This is a genomic window from Pseudomonas sp. F007, assembly GCF_057814275.1.
In genome coordinates this window covers 124007-140980 of sequence record NZ_JBVATA010000012.1, presented here as the reverse complement: position 1 = coordinate 140980, position 16974 = coordinate 124007, and the positions used below count along the sequence as shown (strand labels likewise).

The 16974-nt window shown below is 64.7% G+C and carries 13 protein-coding genes; 6 read left to right on the top strand and 7 right to left on the bottom strand.

All coding sequences use genetic code 11. From position 1 onward, the window contains the following. Window positions 1-165 precede the first annotated feature (165 nt). From ACZYR5_RS27630 to ACZYR5_RS27610, 5 genes are all read left to right on the top strand, one after another. Complete coding sequence (locus tag ACZYR5_RS27630) at window positions 166-1557, top strand: GntP family permease (RefSeq protein ID WP_489092614.1); 1392 nt, start codon at window positions 166-168, stop codon at window positions 1555-1557. Between the two features lie 7 nt (window positions 1558-1564). Further along, entirely contained in the window at window positions 1565-2338 is a 774-nt protein-coding gene (hbdH, locus tag ACZYR5_RS27625) for a 3-hydroxybutyrate dehydrogenase (RefSeq protein WP_489092613.1), read from the top strand. 39 nt (window positions 2339-2377) lie between these two features. Continuing rightward, complete coding sequence (locus ACZYR5_RS27620) at window positions 2378-4333, top strand: acetoacetate--CoA ligase (protein ID WP_489092612.1); 1956 nt, start codon at window positions 2378-2380, stop codon at window positions 4331-4333. A 243-nt stretch (window positions 4334-4576) separates the two neighbouring features. Further along, window positions 4577-7111 (top strand): hybrid sensor histidine kinase/response regulator, encoded by a 2535-nt coding sequence (locus tag ACZYR5_RS27615; protein WP_489092611.1) that lies wholly within the window; start codon window positions 4577-4579, stop codon window positions 7109-7111. Window positions 7112-7163: 52 nt separating this feature from the next. Then, window positions 7164-7439 carry a peptidylprolyl isomerase gene (locus tag ACZYR5_RS27610; protein WP_489092610.1) on the top strand — a complete coding sequence of 92 codons (276 nt, stop codon included), beginning with the start codon at window positions 7164-7166 and terminating at the stop codon, window positions 7437-7439. Between the two features lie 10 nt (window positions 7440-7449). Here the strand turns inward: ACZYR5_RS27610 and ACZYR5_RS27605 are convergent, their stop codons facing one another. The 3 genes from ACZYR5_RS27605 to ACZYR5_RS27595 are packed head-to-tail and all read right to left on the bottom strand — an operon-like array spanning window position 7450 to window position 9850. Then, window positions 7450-8664: an amino acid deaminase gene (locus ACZYR5_RS27605; protein ID WP_489092609.1), complete on the bottom strand. Its 1215-nt coding sequence runs from the start codon at window positions 8662-8664 to the stop codon at window positions 7450-7452. Between the two features lie 24 nt (window positions 8665-8688). Beyond that, the gene (locus ACZYR5_RS27600) at window positions 8689-9453 is read right to left on the bottom strand and encodes an IclR family transcriptional regulator (RefSeq protein ID WP_489092608.1); all 765 of its coding nucleotides are present in this window, start codon (window positions 9451-9453) and stop codon (window positions 8689-8691) included. 7 nt (window positions 9454-9460) lie between these two features. Continuing rightward, window positions 9461-9850 carry a RidA family protein gene (locus ACZYR5_RS27595; RefSeq protein ID WP_489092607.1) on the bottom strand — a complete coding sequence of 130 codons (390 nt, stop codon included), beginning with the start codon at window positions 9848-9850 and terminating at the stop codon, window positions 9461-9463. A 179-nt stretch (window positions 9851-10029) separates the two neighbouring features. On the opposite strand from ACZYR5_RS27595, the gene ACZYR5_RS27590 reads away from it, so the two are divergent. Further along, entirely contained in the window at window positions 10030-10281 is a 252-nt protein-coding gene (locus tag ACZYR5_RS27590) for a DUF2790 domain-containing protein (RefSeq protein WP_489092606.1), read from the top strand. A 14-nt stretch (window positions 10282-10295) separates the two neighbouring features. On the opposite strand, the gene ACZYR5_RS27585 is transcribed toward ACZYR5_RS27590, so the two are convergent. From ACZYR5_RS27585 to cobW, 4 genes are read right to left on the bottom strand one after another with little or no spacing between them, the layout of a single operon-like run. Continuing rightward, window positions 10296-10895, bottom strand: a complete 600-nt coding sequence (locus ACZYR5_RS27585; protein ID WP_489092605.1) for a vWA domain-containing protein — start codon at window positions 10893-10895, stop codon at window positions 10296-10298. 53 nt (window positions 10896-10948) lie between these two features. After that, window positions 10949-11971, bottom strand: coding sequence for a magnesium chelatase ATPase subunit I (locus tag ACZYR5_RS27580; protein WP_489092604.1), 1023 nt, complete (start codon window positions 11969-11971; stop codon window positions 10949-10951). A gap of 20 nt (window positions 11972-11991) precedes the next feature. Then, window positions 11992-15825: a cobaltochelatase subunit CobN gene (cobN, locus tag ACZYR5_RS27575; protein WP_489092603.1), complete on the bottom strand. Its 3834-nt coding sequence runs from the start codon at window positions 15823-15825 to the stop codon at window positions 11992-11994. Window positions 15826-15828: 3 nt separating this feature from the next. Then, the gene (gene cobW / locus ACZYR5_RS27570) at window positions 15829-16896 is read right to left on the bottom strand and encodes a cobalamin biosynthesis protein CobW (protein ID WP_489092602.1); all 1068 of its coding nucleotides are present in this window, start codon (window positions 16894-16896) and stop codon (window positions 15829-15831) included. Between the last annotated feature and the right edge of the window lie 78 nt (window positions 16897-16974).

Below are 16974 nucleotides of genomic sequence, written 5' to 3'. Positions count from 1 at the left end.
GAACAGCCAATAGAAATCTCCAAATTGAGATAATTCGTTAACAATTATTACCAAAAAATAAAAAACAACAAATAAATCAATAACTTACAAACATGGCACAAATCCCGCTATAGCCCCCTCCCACACGCCTCACCCCAAAAAAAATAACAATCCAGGAGACACACCATGAGTGTGATCATCGCTTTGGCAGCCCTCGCGCTGTTGATGCTCGCTGCTTACCGTGGCTACAGCGTTATCCTCTTCGCCCCCATTGCCGCCCTTGGCGCCGTCCTGCTCACCGACCCTTCCGCCGTTGCGCCCGCCTTCACTGGCGTGTTCATGGAGAAAATGGTCGGCTTCATCAAACTGTACTTCCCGGTGTTCCTGCTCGGTGCGGTGTTCGGCAAGCTGATCGAGCTGTCCGGCTTCTCGCGGTCGATCGTCGCGGCCGCCATCCGCGTGCTCGGCACAAGCCAGGCGATGCTGGTGATCGTGCTGGTTTGCGCCCTGCTCACCTACGGCGGCGTGTCGCTGTTCGTGGTGGTGTTCGCGGTCTACCCGTTTGCTGCCGAGATGTTCCGCCAGAGCAATATTCCCAAGCGTCTGATCCCGGCGACCATCGCCCTTGGTGCGTTTTCGTTCACCATGGACGCCCTGCCCGGCACTCCGCAGATCCAGAACATCATCCCCAGCACCTTCTTCAATACCACCGCCTGGGCCGCGCCGTGGCTGGGTCTGATCGGTACGATTTTCGTGTTCTGCGCCGGCATGCTGTTCCTCCAGCGCCAGCGCAACAAGGCGCTGCGCAACGGCGAAGGCTACGGCACCGAACTGCGTAACGAACCGGAAACCGCTGAAGACCTGAAACTGCCGAACCCCTGGCTGGCGATTTCGCCGCTGCTGGCGGTGGGCATCATGAACCTGCTGTTCACCCACTGGATTCCCCAGTGGTACGGCAAGACCCACAGCCTCAGCCTGCCGGGCATGAGCGCCCCGGTGACCACCGAAATCGCCAAGCTCACCGCCATCTGGGCGGTCCAGGCGGCGTTGCTGGTGGGCATCCTGATGGTCCTGGTGTTTGGTTTCCAGGCGATTCGCAGCAAGCTCGCCGAAGGCAGCAAAAGTGCGGTCAGCGGCGCCTTGCTGGCGGCGATGAACACCGCATCGGAATACGGTTTCGGCGCGGTCATCGCCTCGTTGCCGGGCTTCCTGGTGCTGGCCGACTGGCTGAAAAGCATCCCCAACCCGCTGGTCAACGAAGCGATCACCGTGACCCTGCTGGCCGGCATCACCGGTTCCGCGTCCGGCGGCATGAGCATCGCCCTGGCGGCCATGGCCAATGACTTCATCGCCGCTGCCCACGCCGCGAACATTCCGCTGGAAGTGCTGCACCGAGTCGCTGCCATGGCCAGCGGCGGCATGGACACCCTGCCGCACAACGGCGCGGTGATCACCCTGCTGGCGGTCACCGGGCTGACCCACCGCGAAGCCTATAAAGACATTTTCTGTATTACGCTGATCAAGACGCTGGCGGTCTTCGTCGTAATCGCAACCTTCTATGCCACCGGCATTGTGTGAGGCAACCATGACCACCCTGAATGGCAAGACCGCACTGGTCACCGGCTCCACCAGCGGCATCGGCCTGGGCATCGCCCTGAGCCTGGCCAAGGCTGGCGCCAACCTGATTCTCAACGGCTTCGGCGACGCCTCGGCGGTGATTGCCGAGGTTGGGCAATTCGGCGGCAAGGTCGGCCACCACCCGGCTGACGTCAGCGACCCGGTGCAAATCGCCGAGATGCTCGCCTACGCCGAACGCGAGTTTGGCGGCATCGACATCCTGGTCAACAACGCCGGCATCCAGCACGTCGCGGCGGTGGAGGAATTCCCGGTGGAGCGCTGGGATTCGATCATCGCGATCAACCTGTCATCGGTATTCCACAGCACCCGCCTGGCGTTGCCGGGCATGCGCGCCAAGGGCTGGGGGCGGATCGTCAACATCGCCTCGGTGCACGGCCAGGTCGGCTCGGTGGGCAAGGCCGCGTACGTTGCGGCCAAGCACGGGGTGATCGGCCTGACCAAGGTGGTTGGCCTGGAAACCGCCACCAGCAACGTCACCTGCAACGCGATCTGCCCCGGCTGGGTGCTGACGCCACTGGTGCAGAAGCAGATCGACGACCGCATCGCCACGGGCATCGACCCGCAGCAGGCGCAACACGACCTGCTGGCCGAGAAGCAGCCGTCACTGGAATTCGTCACCCCGCCGCAACTTGGCGAGTTGGTGCTGTTCCTTTGCAGCGAAGCCGGCAGCCAGGTCCGTGGTGCGGCCTGGAACATCGACGGTGGTTGGCTGGCGCAGTAAACAGCTGTACCCGACAACAATAAGAATCAGGGAAATCCGATGTCAGAGATCTTGTGGCAACCCAGCGCCGAGCGCATCGCCAGCACCCGCATGGAAAGGTTCCGCCGCCTGTGCAACCAGCGCCACGGGCTGGACCTCGGTGATTTCCCAGCGCTGCATCAATGGAGCATCGAGCGCCGCGAAGATTTCTGGCAGGCGATCGTCGATACCTTCGATGTGCGCTTCGTCGATCCGCCCGTCACGGTGCTGCGCGAAGGCCCGCAGATGCCCAGCGCCGAGTGGTTTCCCGGAGCGACCCTGAACTTTGCCGAACACCTGCTGCGCCGGCGTGACGAGGGCGTGGCGGTGGTGGCGGTTGCCGAGGATGGACAGCGCGAGCAGCTGACCTGGGGTGAACTGGCAAGCCACGTCGCCGGCCTGCAGAAAAGCCTGCAAGCCGCCGGTGTTGGCGTCGGCGACCGGGTCGCGGCGTGCATGCCCAACACCTGGCAGACCCTGGTGGGCATGCTCGCCACCACCAGCCTCGGCGCCGTCTGGTCGTGCTCCTCGCCGGACTTCGGCACCCAGGGGGTGATCGACCGTTTCGGCCAGATCGAACCCAAGGTACTGATCACCTGTGCTGGTTATCGCTATGCCGGCAAGCGCATCGACCAGACCGTCAAGGTCAACGAAATCCTCGCCCGCCTGCCCTCGCTGCGGCAACTGCTGATCGTCCCTTACGCCCGCCCCGAGGCGCAGACCACGGACTACCAGACCGATGCCCGAGTGGCGTTGTGGGATGAGTTCTATCAAGCCGGCGGCGAACCTGTATTTGTCCCGGTCCCTTTCGCCCATCCGCTGTACATCCTCTATTCCAGCGGCACCACCGGCGTGCCCAAGTGCATCATCCATGGCACCGGCGGCGTGCTCCTGCAACACGTCAAGGAGCACGGCCTGCACTCCGACCTCGGCAACGACGATCGACTGTTCTACTACACCACCTGCGGCTGGATGATGTGGAACTGGCTGGTCTCGGCCCTGGCGGTGGGCAGCAGCATCGTGTTGTATGACGGCTCGCCCTTCGAGCCCGAGCCGCAGCGCCTGCTCGACTTGATCGACCGCGAGGCGATCACGGTGTTCGGCACCAGCCCCAAGTACCTCGCCACCCTGGAAAGCCAGGGCCTGCAACCGCGCCTGAGCCATGATCTGAGCAGCCTGAAAACCCTGCTCTGCACCGGCTCGGCGCTGTCCCCGCAGAGCTACGACTACGTCTACCGCGAGATCAAGGCCGACCTGTGCCTGGCCTCGATGTCCGGCGGCACCGACATCGTTTCCTGCTTCGTCAACGGCAACCCGCTGACCCCGGTGCGCCGCAGCGAGATGCAGGGCAAGAGCCTGGGCATGGCCATCGAAGTGTGGAACGACGCCGGACAACCGGTGATCGGCGAGAAAGGCGAACTGGTCTGCACCCGCCACTTCCCGGCCATGCCGATCGGCCTGTGGAATGACCCGGACGGAGAAAAGCTGCGTGCCTCGTATTTCAGCCAATTCCCGGGTGTCTGGGCCCAGGGTGACTATGCCGAGGAACTGGCCCACGGTGGCTGGATGATCCACGGGCGCTCCGATGCAGTGCTCAATCCGGGTGGGGTACGCATTGGCACGGCGGAGATTTATCGCCAGGTCGAGAAAGTCCCGCAGGTGCTCGACAGCGTCGCCATCGGCCAGCAATGGCAGGACGACGTGCGCGTGGTGCTGTTCGTGCGCTTGCAGGACGGCGTGGTGCTCGACGACAGCCTGCAACAGCAGATCCGCCAGGTGATCCGCGCCAACACCACCCCGCGCCACGTGCCGGCGAAGATCGTCGCGGTCACCGACATTCCACGGACCATCAGCGGCAAGATCGTCGAACTGGCGGTGAAGAACGTGGTGCATGGCCGGCCGGTAAAAAACACCGACGCCCTGGCCAATCCCGAGGCGCTGGCGCAGTTCCGCGATCGGCCGGAATTGCAGGCTTGATCAGTTCCGGGTACATCCCGGATTCCATGACCACTCCGATCCTTGTAGGAGCTGGCTTGCCAGCGAAAGCGGTATTACAGGCAACAGCAATGTTGAATGTGGCGCCCTCTTCGCTGGCAAGCCAGCTCCTACAGTTTTATCTGGGGACATGCCCAGCACTCAAATACACATCCAACGAGACTTTTCCCGCCCACCGGCGTCTACATCCTCAATACGCACTGGATGAAGGACTCAGGAACCTCGATGAACCGATCCCCTACCGGCGACGCCCAGGCCCTGATTGCCCGTCTCGATGGCACCCGCAGCCCGTTGGGCGACGCCAGTCACTGGCCGCAGAGCCTGCGCACTGCCGTCGACATCGTGATCCATTCGCCGATGCCGATGCTCCTGCTCTGGGGCCCGCAGCTGTCGCAGATCTACAACGACGGCTTCGCCCTGCTGGCCGGCAACAAGCATCCCCACGCGTTCGGCCAGCCGATCCACGACACCTGGCCGGAGCTACGCGAGTTCACCACGCCTATCTATGATGCCGTGCTGCAAGGCCAGGTGCGCTTCTTCAGCGAGCAACGCTTTGTCCTGCAGCGCGAGAACCATGAGCAGGAATTCTTCCTCGACCTGACCTACAGCCCGATTCGCGATGAACTCGGCGAGGTCGCCGGGATCCTGGTCACGGCTATTGAAACCAACGAGCGCCGGCGCATCGCCCTGGAACTCAAGCAGCGTTCCGAAGCCAGCCTGCGTGCCCAGCAGGACAGCGAGCAGCGCCTGCAACTGGCCCTTGCCGCCACCGAAGCAGTGGGCACCTGGGACTGGGACATCGGCAGCGACCGCTTTATCGCCGACGCGCATTTCGCCCAGTTGCACGGCGTCGACCCGGCCCGCGCCAACCAACTGCCGATCAGCGAATACCTGCACGGTGTTCACCCGCAAGACCGCGCTATTGTCGCGCGCAGCATCAAGCACTGCATCAGCCAAGGCACCGAATACGCCGAGGAATACCGCCTGCAGCAAGCCGATGGCGAGGTCCGTTGGGTGTTCGCTCGGGGCCGCTGCTACAAGGATCACCACGGACGGCCGATGCGCTTTCTCGGCGCCGCCCTTGACCTCACCGAACGCAAGCACACCGAGCAGGCACTGCGCCAGAGCCAGACCGAACTGCAACTGATCATCAACGCCATGCCGGTGCTGATCAGTTACGTCGACCATGAGCAACGCTTTCGCTTGAACAACAGCGCCTACCTCGACTGGTACGGCAAGACCCCGCAGGAGCTGTACGGCAAGACCATCCTCGAAGTGCTCGGGCCGGAGATCTACGCCACCCGCGTCGAGCACATACGCGCCGCGCTGGCCGGCAAGCCGTGCAGCTTCGAAGCCTACTCGCCGCACCGCGATGGCCGGCCGCGTTATGCGCTGATGAAATACTTGCCGCGTTTCGGTCCCGACGGCGCGGTCAACGGCTTCTACATCTTCGTGATCGACGAGACCGAGCGCAAACAGACCGAGGAAGCCCTGCGCAACCTCAATGAAACCCTGGAAGAACGGGTCGCCACCCGCACCGAGGCGCTGGCCGAGCTCAACCATCGCCTGCAGAACGAAATGTTCGAGCGCGAACGGGCCGAAGACGCCCTGCGCCATGCGCAGAAAATGGAAGCCGTGGGCCAACTCACCGGCGGCATCGCCCATGACTTCAACAACATGCTCACCGGCATCATCGGCAGCCTCGACATGATCCAGCGCTACATCGGCGAAGGTCGCATCGAGGACATCGGCCGCTTTGCCGACGCCGCGGTGTCCTCGGCCAACCGTGCGGCGGCACTGACCCACCGCCTGCTGGCGTTCTCCCGCCGCCAGTCGCTGGACCGCCGGCCGCTGGACCCGAACACTCTGGTGCGCTCTTTGGAAGAACTGATCCGCCGCACCAAGGGCGAACACATCGAGCTCACGTTCGACCTGGCGCCGGACGTGTGGCCGGTCAACACCGACGCCGGGCAACTGGAGAACGCCCTGCTCAACCTGGTGATCAATGCCCGCGACGCCATGCCCGACGGCGGCGAGTTGCTGATCGAAACCGCCAACAGCTACCTCGACGGCAGCGACATCAGCACCCTGGAACCGGTCAAGGCCGGCGACTATGTGATGCTTGGCGTGCGCGACAACGGCTCCGGCATGACCGCGCGGGTGCTGGCCAAGGCCTTCGATCCGTTCTTCACCACCAAGCCCATCGGCCAGGGCACCGGCCTCGGGCTGTCGATGATCTACGGTTTTGCCCAGCAGTCTGGCGGCCACGTGACCCTCGACAGCGAACCCGGCAAGGGCACCTGCGTGCGCCTGTACCTGCCGCGCCTGCACAACCCGACGCAGCCGATCTCGGACGACTCACTGAAGCTCGACGGCCATTTTGCCGCCGCCGGCGAATGTGTGGTGCTGGTCGAGGACGACCCGGCAGTGCGCCTGCTGGTGCTCAATGTCCTGCACGAACTGGGCTACGCCACCCATGAAGCGCAAGACGCCAAGAGTGCCCTGCCGCTGTTGGAGTCGCCGACGCGCATCGATTTGCTGGTCACCGATGTTGGCCTGCCGGGCATGAATGGCCGGCAGCTGGCCGAGATCGCCCGCCAGCATCGGCCCGGGCTTAAGGTGCTGTTCATGACCGGGTACGCGGAACAGGCCGCCGAGCGCCAGGGCTTTCTCGAAGAAGGCATGGACCTGCTGGTCAAGCCGTTTACCATTGAGCAACTGGCCGGCAAGATTCGTCAGATGATCAGCCACAACGACTGAGATCAGGCATAATCGCGCCCCGCCGTCACCACCGCTGCAAGGTATTTGCCCCATGAAAGCCCAAGCCCGCCACATTCTGGTGAAGACCTCCGACGAGGCCGAACAGCTCAAGCAACGCATCGCCAAGGGCGAAGCCTTTGACGTGCTGGCGAAGAAGTTCTCCATCTGCCCTTCCTGCAAGCGCGGTGGCGACCTCGGCGAGGTGCGCCCGGGGCAGATGGTCGGCGCCATCGATGCGGTGATCTTCAAGAAGCCGTTGCGGGTGGTGCACGGGCCGATCAAGAGCAAATTCGGCTACCACCTGGTGCAGGTGTTTTTCCGCGACTGAAGCATGACGCCTAGAAGCAGGTGTCCAGGCGCTCGATCACCCGCAACTGCTCATCCACCAGCAAGGCGCTGCGCCATTTATCGAAGGTCAGGCACGGGTGCGAGGTGCCGAAGGCAATGATGTCGCCAATCCGCAATTCAACGCCCGGCGCGACCGTCATGAACGCATGCTGATCCATCACCGCCGTGACCTGGCAGGCACTGACGTCATCCGCTGATGCCGGCAACACACCCGCCCTGTAACGCAGCAACGGCATCGGCAACCCGGCGTCATAGGCAACGTCGCGCTTGCCCAGGGCGATCACCGCGAAGCCCGGCTCCGGCAGCGACTGCACATGGGCCCAGACTTCCAGCGCCGGGCGCAGGCCTTCGTGCAGGTCGCTACGGCGATCCAGCACGCAGCATTGCGCCTCCTTGTAGATGCCGTGGTCGTGGGCCACGTAGCTGCCGGGGCGCAGCACGCTGAGGAAGCGCCCGGTGGCATTCTGCGCGGCGAAGGATTCGGCGATCAGGTCGTACCAGGCCGAGCCCGAGGCGGTGATGATCGGCCGCTCGATGGCAAAGTCGCCACTGTCCTGCAGCTGCACCGCAAGGCGCACCAGCGAGGCGGCAAACCCACGAATGCCGCTGACGGCCTGCTCGCCGTGAATCACCCCTTCGTAGCCCTCGATGCCGGTCAGGGCCAGCCCCGGTTGCGCCTTGATCGCCGCCGCCAGCGCCAGCACTTCGGCTTCACTGCGGCAACCGCAACGCCCGCCGACCACGCCGTATTCGATCATCACGTTCAAGCGCTGACCGCGCCCAGCAAAAAACGCCCCGAGCTCGGCGACGTTGTCCGGGTGATCGACCATGCAGTGAAATTCAAAATCCGGATCGGCCAGCAATTCGCTGATCAAGACCATGTTCGGTACGCCGACCAGCTGATTGGCCAACAACACCCGGCGCACGCCATGGGCATAGGCGGCGCGGGTCTGCACCGCCGTGGCCAGGGTAATGCCCCAGGCGCCGGCGTCGAGTTGGCGGCGGAACAGGGCCGGGGTCATGCTGGTCTTGCCGTGGGGCGCCAGCTCGGCGCCGCTGGCCGTGACGAAGTGCTGCATCCAGCGAATGTTGTGCTCCAGCGCTTCGCGGTGCAGCACCAGCGCCGGCAGGCTGACGTCACGCACCAGGTGGGCACCGATTGGCGCCGCGCCTTTTTCCACGACCGTGGTCACTGTTGAAGACATGGTCTGACTCCTTGCTCGGCAGGCTTATTCGTTGATGCGACGGGCCAGGCGGTTAGCGCTGTCGATCAGCACCCGGCGGTAGTCGTCATGGTTGCGCTCGGCGTCGGCCCTTGGGGCGACGATGCACAGCGTGGCAATGGCCACGCCGCCGGGGTCTTTGACCGGGGCGGCAAAACAATGGGTGAAGGTGTCGGCGACGCTGTCGAAGGAGAAAAAGCCCTCGGCGTCGGCCTGGCGGATTTCACCGAGGAACTGCTCCAGCGGCAGGCGCTGGCCATCAGGCAGGACGAAATCCTCGTCGTCGATCAACTCAACGATCTGCTGGTCGCTCATGTGCGCCAGCAGCAAGCGGCCGGACGCGGTCCAGGGAATCGGTGCGTTCTCGCCGATATTCGAGGAAATGCGAAAGTGCCGCTCGCCCTCCTTCATCAACGCCACCGTGTACTTGCGCCCATTGAGCAGGCACATCTGCGCGGTCTCGCGGGTCTGCCGGACGATCTCCTGCAGGGCTTGGTCCGCTTCGCGGCTGAGGTCGAAATGACGCAGGTGCGCCTGGCCGAGAAAGTACAGCTGGCGCCCGAGGTAGACGTGACCGTCCTTGCCCACCGGCTCGAGGATGCGCCGCTCGAGCAAGGAGGCCACCAGCTCATAGACCGTGGACTTGGGGCTGCCGATCGCATTGGCAATGTCGTTGGGCCGCAGCGGCTGGCCGATTTCCTTGAGGAAATCGAGGATATCGAACGCCCGGTCCAGGCCACGGGCCCGACGCTTGATCGGGTCTTCGCTCATGGCCGGCTCAGGCCTTTTTCTTGTAGGCGATGCAATCGATCTCGACCTTGCAGTCGACCATCATGCTCGCCTGCACACAGGCGCGGGCCGGCGCGTGCTCGGGGCTGAAGTACTCGGCGAAGACCTTGTTGAAACTCCAGAAATCCCGTGGATCGTCGAGCCAGACCCCGGTGCGCACCACGTCTTCGAGGCCATAACCGGCTTCTTCGAGAATCGCGATCAGGTTGCGCATGGTCTGGTGGGTCTGCTCGACGATGCCGCCGGCAATGATCTCGCCATCCAGCGCCGGCACCTGACCCGACACATGCAGCCAGCCGTCGGCTTCGACGGCGCGGGCGAAAGGACGGGGCTGGCCACCACCGGCGGTGCTGCCGGTGCCGTAACGGGTGATGCTCATGGGGTTTTCTCCTGGCTTTATATTCCGCTATAGCGGAATCATGTTCGCATTAACGGAATCAATCGCGAAAGTCTGCCACAAGTCACAGTGCATTTGCTTGCTCAATCCGGGAATAAACCCCAACGGGGTACGTCGTACTGACGTTGAAATCCTTCAAACGCCTATAAAGGAACCCCATCATGAAAACCGCCTTGCTTGGCCTGGTCCTGCTCAGCCTGAGTACCCTGGCATCCGCCGCGACCGCACCGGCACCTGCTGCAGAGGACTATCACTGGGGGATGCACCTGGACATCGCCCGGGTGATCTCGACCTCCGATTACGGTTACTGCGGAATCGGCTCGCGGGAACTGACCTACGCCGACTCCCAGGGTGTGGTGCACACCCTGCGCTATCAGGCTTATGGCGATGGGTGCATCGATCAGGGCAGCTAGCAGCCGACGCCGGATCAGTCGTCGATATGCCGATATTCGGCGTTCAACGCCCGGGCCAGGGTTTGCGCCCGACCGAGGCGAATCGGCCCGCGCTCGATGTCCACCAGCAGGCTCGGGCAGGCGAAAGCCGGCACCTCGGGCATCGATTTCAGGCGGCCATCGGTCAACAGCAGGATCCGCTGCTGTTCAGCCGGATAGCGTTTTTGCCGCCGCGCCAGCCAGATTTCGGCCTCGGCCAATGCTGCCGACAACGGCGTCCCCCCCGCCGCTCCCAGCGCATCGAGCCAGTCGCGCAGGCTGGCCGAGGCTTTCAGACCCTGCACTTGCCAACGCGGTGCGCTGCCGCTGGCGGTGAGCAAGGCCAGCCGCGCGCGCTGGCGGTAGGCGTCGTCGAACAGCTGTGCCAGCAGACCCTTGGCATCGCTCAAGGCCTGATGGCGACGGGTCGAGGCCGAGGCGTCGACAATCACCAGCCACAATTCATGGGGGCTGCGGGTGCGCAGGTGAAACAGCAGGTCATCGCGCTGGCGTGGACGGCCATTGAGCAAGGTCCCCGGCCAGTTCACCGTGCCGCTGCTCGCGGCTTGCCGTTGGCCCTGGCGACCGCTTTTCAAGTGCCCGGCGCGGGGCCTGGCATTCGCCCCCGCCGTTGCACGAGGGCGAATGCCTAGGGCTTTTTTGGCCAGCTCGGCACCTCACGGCGCGCGCCGGTGGGCAAGGCCTGGGCCGGTAGTTCGCCCCACTGGCCCTGGCCTTCGTCGGGCCGTGACGGTTGGTTTGGCGAGGCTTGGGTTGCCGGTGGCTGGCTCTGGTTTTGTACAGCCGGATTTTGTGCCGGCGGTTTGCGTCGCCGATGACGCAAGGCAAACTCGGCCACCGCGTCTATGTCTTCCTCGCTGATGGCTGCGGCACCACGCCAGGCGGCATGGGCACGCGCGGCACGCAGCCAGACCAGGTCGGCGCGCAGGCCATCGACTCCAGCGGCAAAGCAGCGTTCGGTAATCTGCGCCAGCGCATCGTCGTCCAGAGCAATCGCCGCCAACCCCTCACGGGCACGCTGGCAGCGCTCGCGCAGTTGCTGTTGCGCGTCTTGCCATTGCTCGCAGAAGCCTTGCGGATCGCTGTCGAAATCCAGGCGTCGGCGGATGATCTGCCCACGCTCCAGCGGTTCAGTGTGACCCTCGAGGGCGACGTTGAGGCCGAAGCGGTCGAGCAGTTGCGGACGCAACTCGCCCTCCTCCGGGTTCATGGTGCCGATCAGCACGAAGCGCGCCGGATGCCGATGGGAAATGCCGTCGCGCTCCACCAGGTTGGTGCCGCTGGCGGCGACATCGAGCAGCAGGTCCACCAGGTGATCGGGCAGCAGGTTGACTTCATCGACGTACAGCACGCCACCGTCAGCCTTGGCCAACACCCCCGGAGAAAACTGCGCACGGCCCTCGCCCAGCGCCGCGTCGAGGTCGAGGGTGCCGACCAGCCGCTCTTCGGTGGCGCCCAACGGCAAGGTGACAAACTGCCCGCTGGCCAGCAGATCGGCCAGGCCCCGGGCCAGGGTCGACTTGGCCATGCCCCGCGGTCCTTCGATCAGCACGCCGCCGATTTTCGGGTCGATGGCGCTCAGGCACAGCGCCAGTTTCAAGGCGTCGGCGCCGACCACGGCGGACAGCGGAAAGTGCGGGGTGTCGGTCATCTCGGCTCTCGTACTTGGGTTCAACACTCTTCCTCGATATCCAGCAGCAGGTGCTCCAGCGCTTCGCGGTAGGCCCCCGGCTCCTGCCACAGGCCGCGCTGCTGGGCTTCCAGCAGGCGCTCGGTCATGTCGCGCAGGGCATGGGGATTATGCTGCTGGACGAAGGCGCGGGTCGATGGATCGAGCAGGTAGGCATCCGCCAGCAAGGCGTACTGGTGATCGTCAATCAGTTGCGTGGTGGCGTCGAAGGCGAACAGGTTGTCGACGGTCGCCGCCAGCTCGAATGCACCTTTATAGCCGTGGCGCTTGACCCCCTCGATCCACTTCGGATTGGCCGCCCGCGAGCGGATCACCCGGTTCAGTTCTTCCTTGAGGGTGCGGATCTTCGGCAGGTCCGGCTGACTGTGATCGCCGTGGTAACTGGCCGCCGCTGCACCACTGAGGCTTTCCACGGCGGCGAGCATGCCGCCCTGGAATTGGTAGTAATCGTTGGAATCCAGCAGGTCGTGCTCGCGGTTGTCTTGGTTTTGCACCACCGCCTGCACCTGGCTCAGGCGCTGGGCAAACTGGCCGCGTGCAGCGGTGCCTTCATCGGCGCCGCCATAGGCGTAGCCGCCCCAGTTCAAGTAGACCTCGGCCAGGTCCTCGCGGCTCTGCCACAGGCGTCCGTCGATCGCGCCCTGCACGCCGGCGCCATAGGCACCGGGCTTGGCGCCGAAGATCCGCCAACCGGCCTGACGCGCCGCCGCCTCGGCATCGATTCCGGACTGCAGCAACGCCTCGCGCTCCTGGCGCACCTTGGCCGCCAGCGGGTTGAGGTCATCCGGCTCGTCCAGCGCGGCCACCGCTTGCACGGCGGCGTCGAACAGGCGAATCAGGTTGGCGAAGGCATCACGAAAGAACCCGGAGACGCGCAAGGTCACGTCGACCCGTGGGCGGTCGAGCAGGCTCAGCGGAAGGATCTCGAAATCGTCGACCCGCTGGCTACCCGTGGCCCATACCGGACGCACGCCCATCAGGGCCATGGCCTGGGCAATGTCGTCGCCGCCGGTGCGCATGGTCGCCGTGCCCCACACCGACAGACCGAGCTGGCGCAGGTGATCGCCGTGGTCCTGCAGGTGCCGCTCGAGAATCAGGTTGGCCGATTGAAAACCGATGCGCCAGGCAGTGGTGGTCGGCAGGTTGCGCACGTCCACCGAATAGAAATTGCGCCCGGTGGGCAACACATCGAGGCGTCCACGACTGGGGGCGCCACTGGGGCCGGCGGGGACGAAACGCCCGTCGAGGGCGCTGAGCAAGCCGTGCATTTCCGCCGGGCCGCAGGCGTCCAGGCGTGGGGCGACGACTTCGCGCAGGTGGTCGAGGATGGCCTCGACCTCTACCGATGCCGGCCATTGTAGGAGCGAGCCTGCTCGCGATGGAGTGTCAGGCGACTGCGATGTGTCTGATACACCATCGCGAGCAGGCTCGCTCCTACAGGTATCAGGGTTCAATGTCTGCGAGATCAGTTGGCTGGCAAACAACTCCAACCGCTCACGGGTATCGCCTGCGGTACGCCACGGCTCATCGCTGATCGCGGCCAATACCTCCGGCCGCGGCCCATTCCAGGGTTCGCCCAGCGCACAGTCCAGCGGATCGAAACCCAGAACAAAAGCTTTACTCAGCGCCCGCAACACACTCGACTGCGCCCCCCGGCCATCCCCCCGGGGAATGCGCAACAGCGCAAGCAAGGTATCAATGCGCAACCGCCCACTCGGCGATTCGCCAAACACATGCAGGCCATCGCGGATCTGCGATTCCTTGAGGTCGCACAGGTAGGTGTCCAGGCGCGGCAGCCAGATCGCCGCGTCGGCGTCGCTGTCGAGTTGCAACTCACGGTCGATATGGGTTTCACGCACCAGCGCCAGAATGTCGCGCTGCAGTTCGCGGGCGCGGCGCGGGTCGAGCAACTGCGCTTCGTAATATTCGTCGGCCAACAACTCCAGGTTGCGCAGCGGCCCGTAGGTTTCGGCACGGGTCAGCGGTGGCATCAGGTGGTCGATGATCACCGCCTGGGTGCGGCGTTTGGCCTGGGCGCCCTCGCCCGGGTCGTTGACGATAAACGGGTAGATGTTCGGCAGCGGCCCCAGCAGCGCATCCGGCCAGCACTGCTCGGACAGGCCGACGCCCTTGCCCGGCAGCCATTCGAGGTTGCCGTGTTTGCCGACATGGATCAGCGCATGGGCGCAATAGACCTTGCGCAGCCAGAAGTAGAACGCCAGGTAGCCGTGGGGCGGCACCAGGTCCGGGTCGTGGTAGACCGCGCTCGGATCGACCTGATAACCACGCGCCGGCTGGATGCCGACAAAGGTCAGGCCGAAGCGCAGGCCGGCGATCATCAGTCGACCGTCGCGGTACATCGGGTCCGCGCTCGGGTCGCCCCAGCGCTGCAGCACCGCGTTGCGATTGGCTGCGGGCAAGGCTTCGAACATCGCCCGGTAGTCCTCCAGCGCCAGGCTCTGCTGGCAGGGGCGCAGGTCGATGCTGTCGAGATCATTGCTGACCCCGCCGAGCAATTGCTGGATCAACGCGGTGCCGCTGGCGGGCAATTCGGCCGGTAGCGGATACCCCTGAGCCTGCAACGCTCGCAGAATATTCAAGGCCGCCGCCGGCGTATCCAGGCCGACGCCATTGCCGATGCGTCCATCGCGAGTCGGGTAGTTGGCGAGAATCAGTGCCACCCGTTTTTCGCTGTTCGGCACCCGCGCCAACTCGGCCCAGCGCCGGGCCAGTTCGGCGACGAAATCCATGCGCTCGGGGTGCGCCCGGTAGCACACCACATCGCACTGGCTGCGCTCGCTGCGCCAGGCCAGGTCCTTGAAGCTGATGGGCCGGCTGATGATCCGCCCGTCCAGTTCCGGCAAGGCGATGTGCATCGCCAGGTCACGCGGCCCCAGCCCCTGTTCGCTGGCACTCCAGCCCGGCTGATTGTCCTGGGCACAGATCGCCTGGATCACCGGGATGTCGCGGCGGAACGGCCGCAGGTGCGGCGCCTCGGGGCTGGATTGAGCAAAGCCGGTGGTATTGAGGATCAGCGCCGCCTGCACCTCGTCCAGCCAGTCCTCGACCACGCTCAGGCAGCCGGGCTCCTTGAGGCTGGCGACGGCGATGGGCAAGGGATTGAGCCCCGCCGCCTGCATGCGCTGGCAGAACACATCGACGAACGCGGTGTTGGCCGCCTGCAAGTGCGAGCGATAGAACAGCAGCGCCGCCACTGGCTGGTCGGGCTGCCAGTCGGCTTGCCAATCCTTCAGGTTCGGCTGGGCGTGATGCGGATGATAGATCGCCGTGCGTGGCAAAACCTGCGGTTCACCCCAGGCATAGTCGCGGCCAAGCCAACGGTTGGCCAGGCAGCGATACAACTCCAGGGCGTTGTGCTTGCCGCCCTGGCGCAGGAAGTGCCAGAGCCGCTCGCGGTCTGCCACCGGCACCGTGCTCAAGTCGCTGAGCTCCGGGTCGGGACGGTCGTCGCCCGGCACCAGAATCAACTGCACGCCGCGCTGCGCCAGCTCGATCAGGCGCTCGACGCCATAGCGCCAATAAGCAATCCCGCCGTGCAGCGAGATCAGGATGACTTTGGCGTGGCGCAGCACCTGATCGACATACAGGTCGACCGAGGCGTGATTCTGCACCTGCATCGGGTTGGCCAGGCGCAGGCTCGGGTAATCCTCAGGCAGTTGCTGCGCGGCCTCGGCCAGTAGCGCCAGGCTGGAGTCACCGCTGCACAGGATCACCAGCTCGGCGGGGGTTTGCCCGAGATCGGCAATGTTGTCCTCGGAGACGAATCCGCCGGGCTGGGTCCTGAGCAGGTGCATGGATCAGACGCTGAGGGCGGCGCGCAGTTGCGCTTCGAGCAGGGCCGCATCCAGTTCCTGGCCGATCAGCACCAGACGCGTGCTGCGCGCTTCTTCGGCGCCCCACTGGCGGTCGAAGTGCTTGTCGAAGCGCGTGCCCACGCCCTGGATCAGCAGACGCATCGGCTTGTTCGGGATGGCGGCGAAACCCTTGACCCGCAGGATGCCGTGCTGCACCACCAGTTGGGTCAAGGCATCAAGCAGCAGGCTTTCATCGGCCTGCGGCAGTTCGATGGAGATCGAATCGAAGGCGTCGTGATCGTGATCGTCATGATCGTCGCCGTCGTGGTGATGATCGTGATGGCTGTGGCGGCTGTCGATGTGCTCTTCGGAGCCGGCGCCCAGGCCGATCAGCACGTCCAGTGGCACGCGACCGCTGCTGGCCTCGATGATTTTCACCGCTGGCGGCAGTTCCTCGGCGACTTCCAGGCGCACTCGGGCCAGGTCTTCGGGGTTGATCAGGTCGGTCTTGTTGAGGATCACCAGGTCGGCGCTGGACAGCTGGTCGGCGAACAGTTCGTGCAGCGGCGATTCGTGGTCCAGGTTCGGGTCGAGCTTGCGCTGGGCGTCGACCTGGTCCGGGAAGGCGGCGAAGGTGCCCGCGGCAACGGCCGGGCTGTCGACCACGGTGATGACCGCGTCAACCGTGCAGGCGCTGCGGATTTCCGGCCACTGGAAAGCCTGGACCAGCGGCTTGGGCAGGGCCAGGCCGGAGGTTTCGATGAGGATGTGATCAAGGTCGCCACGGCGCGCCACCAGCTCGCGCATCACCGGGAAGAACTCTTCCTGGACGGTGCAGCACAGGCAGCCGTTGGCCAACTCATACACCCGGCCGCTGGCTTCTTCCTCGGTGCAACCGATGGAGCACTGCTTGAGGATTTCGCCGTCGATGCCCAGCTCGCCAAATTCGTTGACGATCACCGCGATGCGCCGGCCCTGGGCGTTGTCGAGCATGTGCCGCAGCAAGGTGGTCTTGCCCGAGCCGAGGAAGCCGGTAACGATGGTGACGGGGAGTTTGGCCAGTGTTTTCATCGGATGCCCTTTGGCAAGGTGGCGGGCATACGGGACGAGGACCGGCAACGCAGACGCGCGCGGGAGCAGTTCGCCACC

Excerpts from the sequence above, each read along its gene's own strand:
- ACZYR5_RS27595 (WP_489092607.1), bottom strand. The coding sequence starts at position 9,850 with ATGAGCATCACCCGTTACGGCACCGGCAGCACCGCCGGTGGTGGCCAG.
- ACZYR5_RS27630 (WP_489092614.1), top strand. The coding sequence starts at position 166 with ATGAGTGTGATCATCGCTTTGGCAGCCCTCGCGCTGTTGATGCTCGCT.
- ACZYR5_RS27580 (WP_489092604.1), bottom strand. The coding sequence starts at position 11,971 with ATGACCGACACCCCGCACTTTCCGCTGTCCGCCGTGGTCGGCGCCGAC.
- ACZYR5_RS27590 (WP_489092606.1), top strand. The coding sequence starts at position 10,030 with ATGAAAACCGCCTTGCTTGGCCTGGTCCTGCTCAGCCTGAGTACCCTG.
- ACZYR5_RS27615 (WP_489092611.1), top strand. The coding sequence starts at position 4,577 with ATGAACCGATCCCCTACCGGCGACGCCCAGGCCCTGATTGCCCGTCTC.
- hbdH (WP_489092613.1), top strand. The coding sequence starts at position 1,565 with ATGACCACCCTGAATGGCAAGACCGCACTGGTCACCGGCTCCACCAGC.
- cobW (WP_489092602.1), bottom strand. The coding sequence starts at position 16,896 with ATGAAAACACTGGCCAAACTCCCCGTCACCATCGTTACCGGCTTCCTC.
- ACZYR5_RS27600 (WP_489092608.1), bottom strand. The coding sequence starts at position 9,453 with ATGAGCGAAGACCCGATCAAGCGTCGGGCCCGTGGCCTGGACCGGGCG.
- ACZYR5_RS27620 (WP_489092612.1), top strand. The coding sequence starts at position 2,378 with ATGTCAGAGATCTTGTGGCAACCCAGCGCCGAGCGCATCGCCAGCACC.
- cobN (WP_489092603.1), bottom strand. The coding sequence starts at position 15,825 with ATGCACCTGCTCAGGACCCAGCCCGGCGGATTCGTCTCCGAGGACAAC.
- ACZYR5_RS27605 (WP_489092609.1), bottom strand. The coding sequence starts at position 8,664 with ATGTCTTCAACAGTGACCACGGTCGTGGAAAAAGGCGCGGCGCCAATC.
- ACZYR5_RS27610 (WP_489092610.1), top strand. The coding sequence starts at position 7,164 with ATGAAAGCCCAAGCCCGCCACATTCTGGTGAAGACCTCCGACGAGGCC.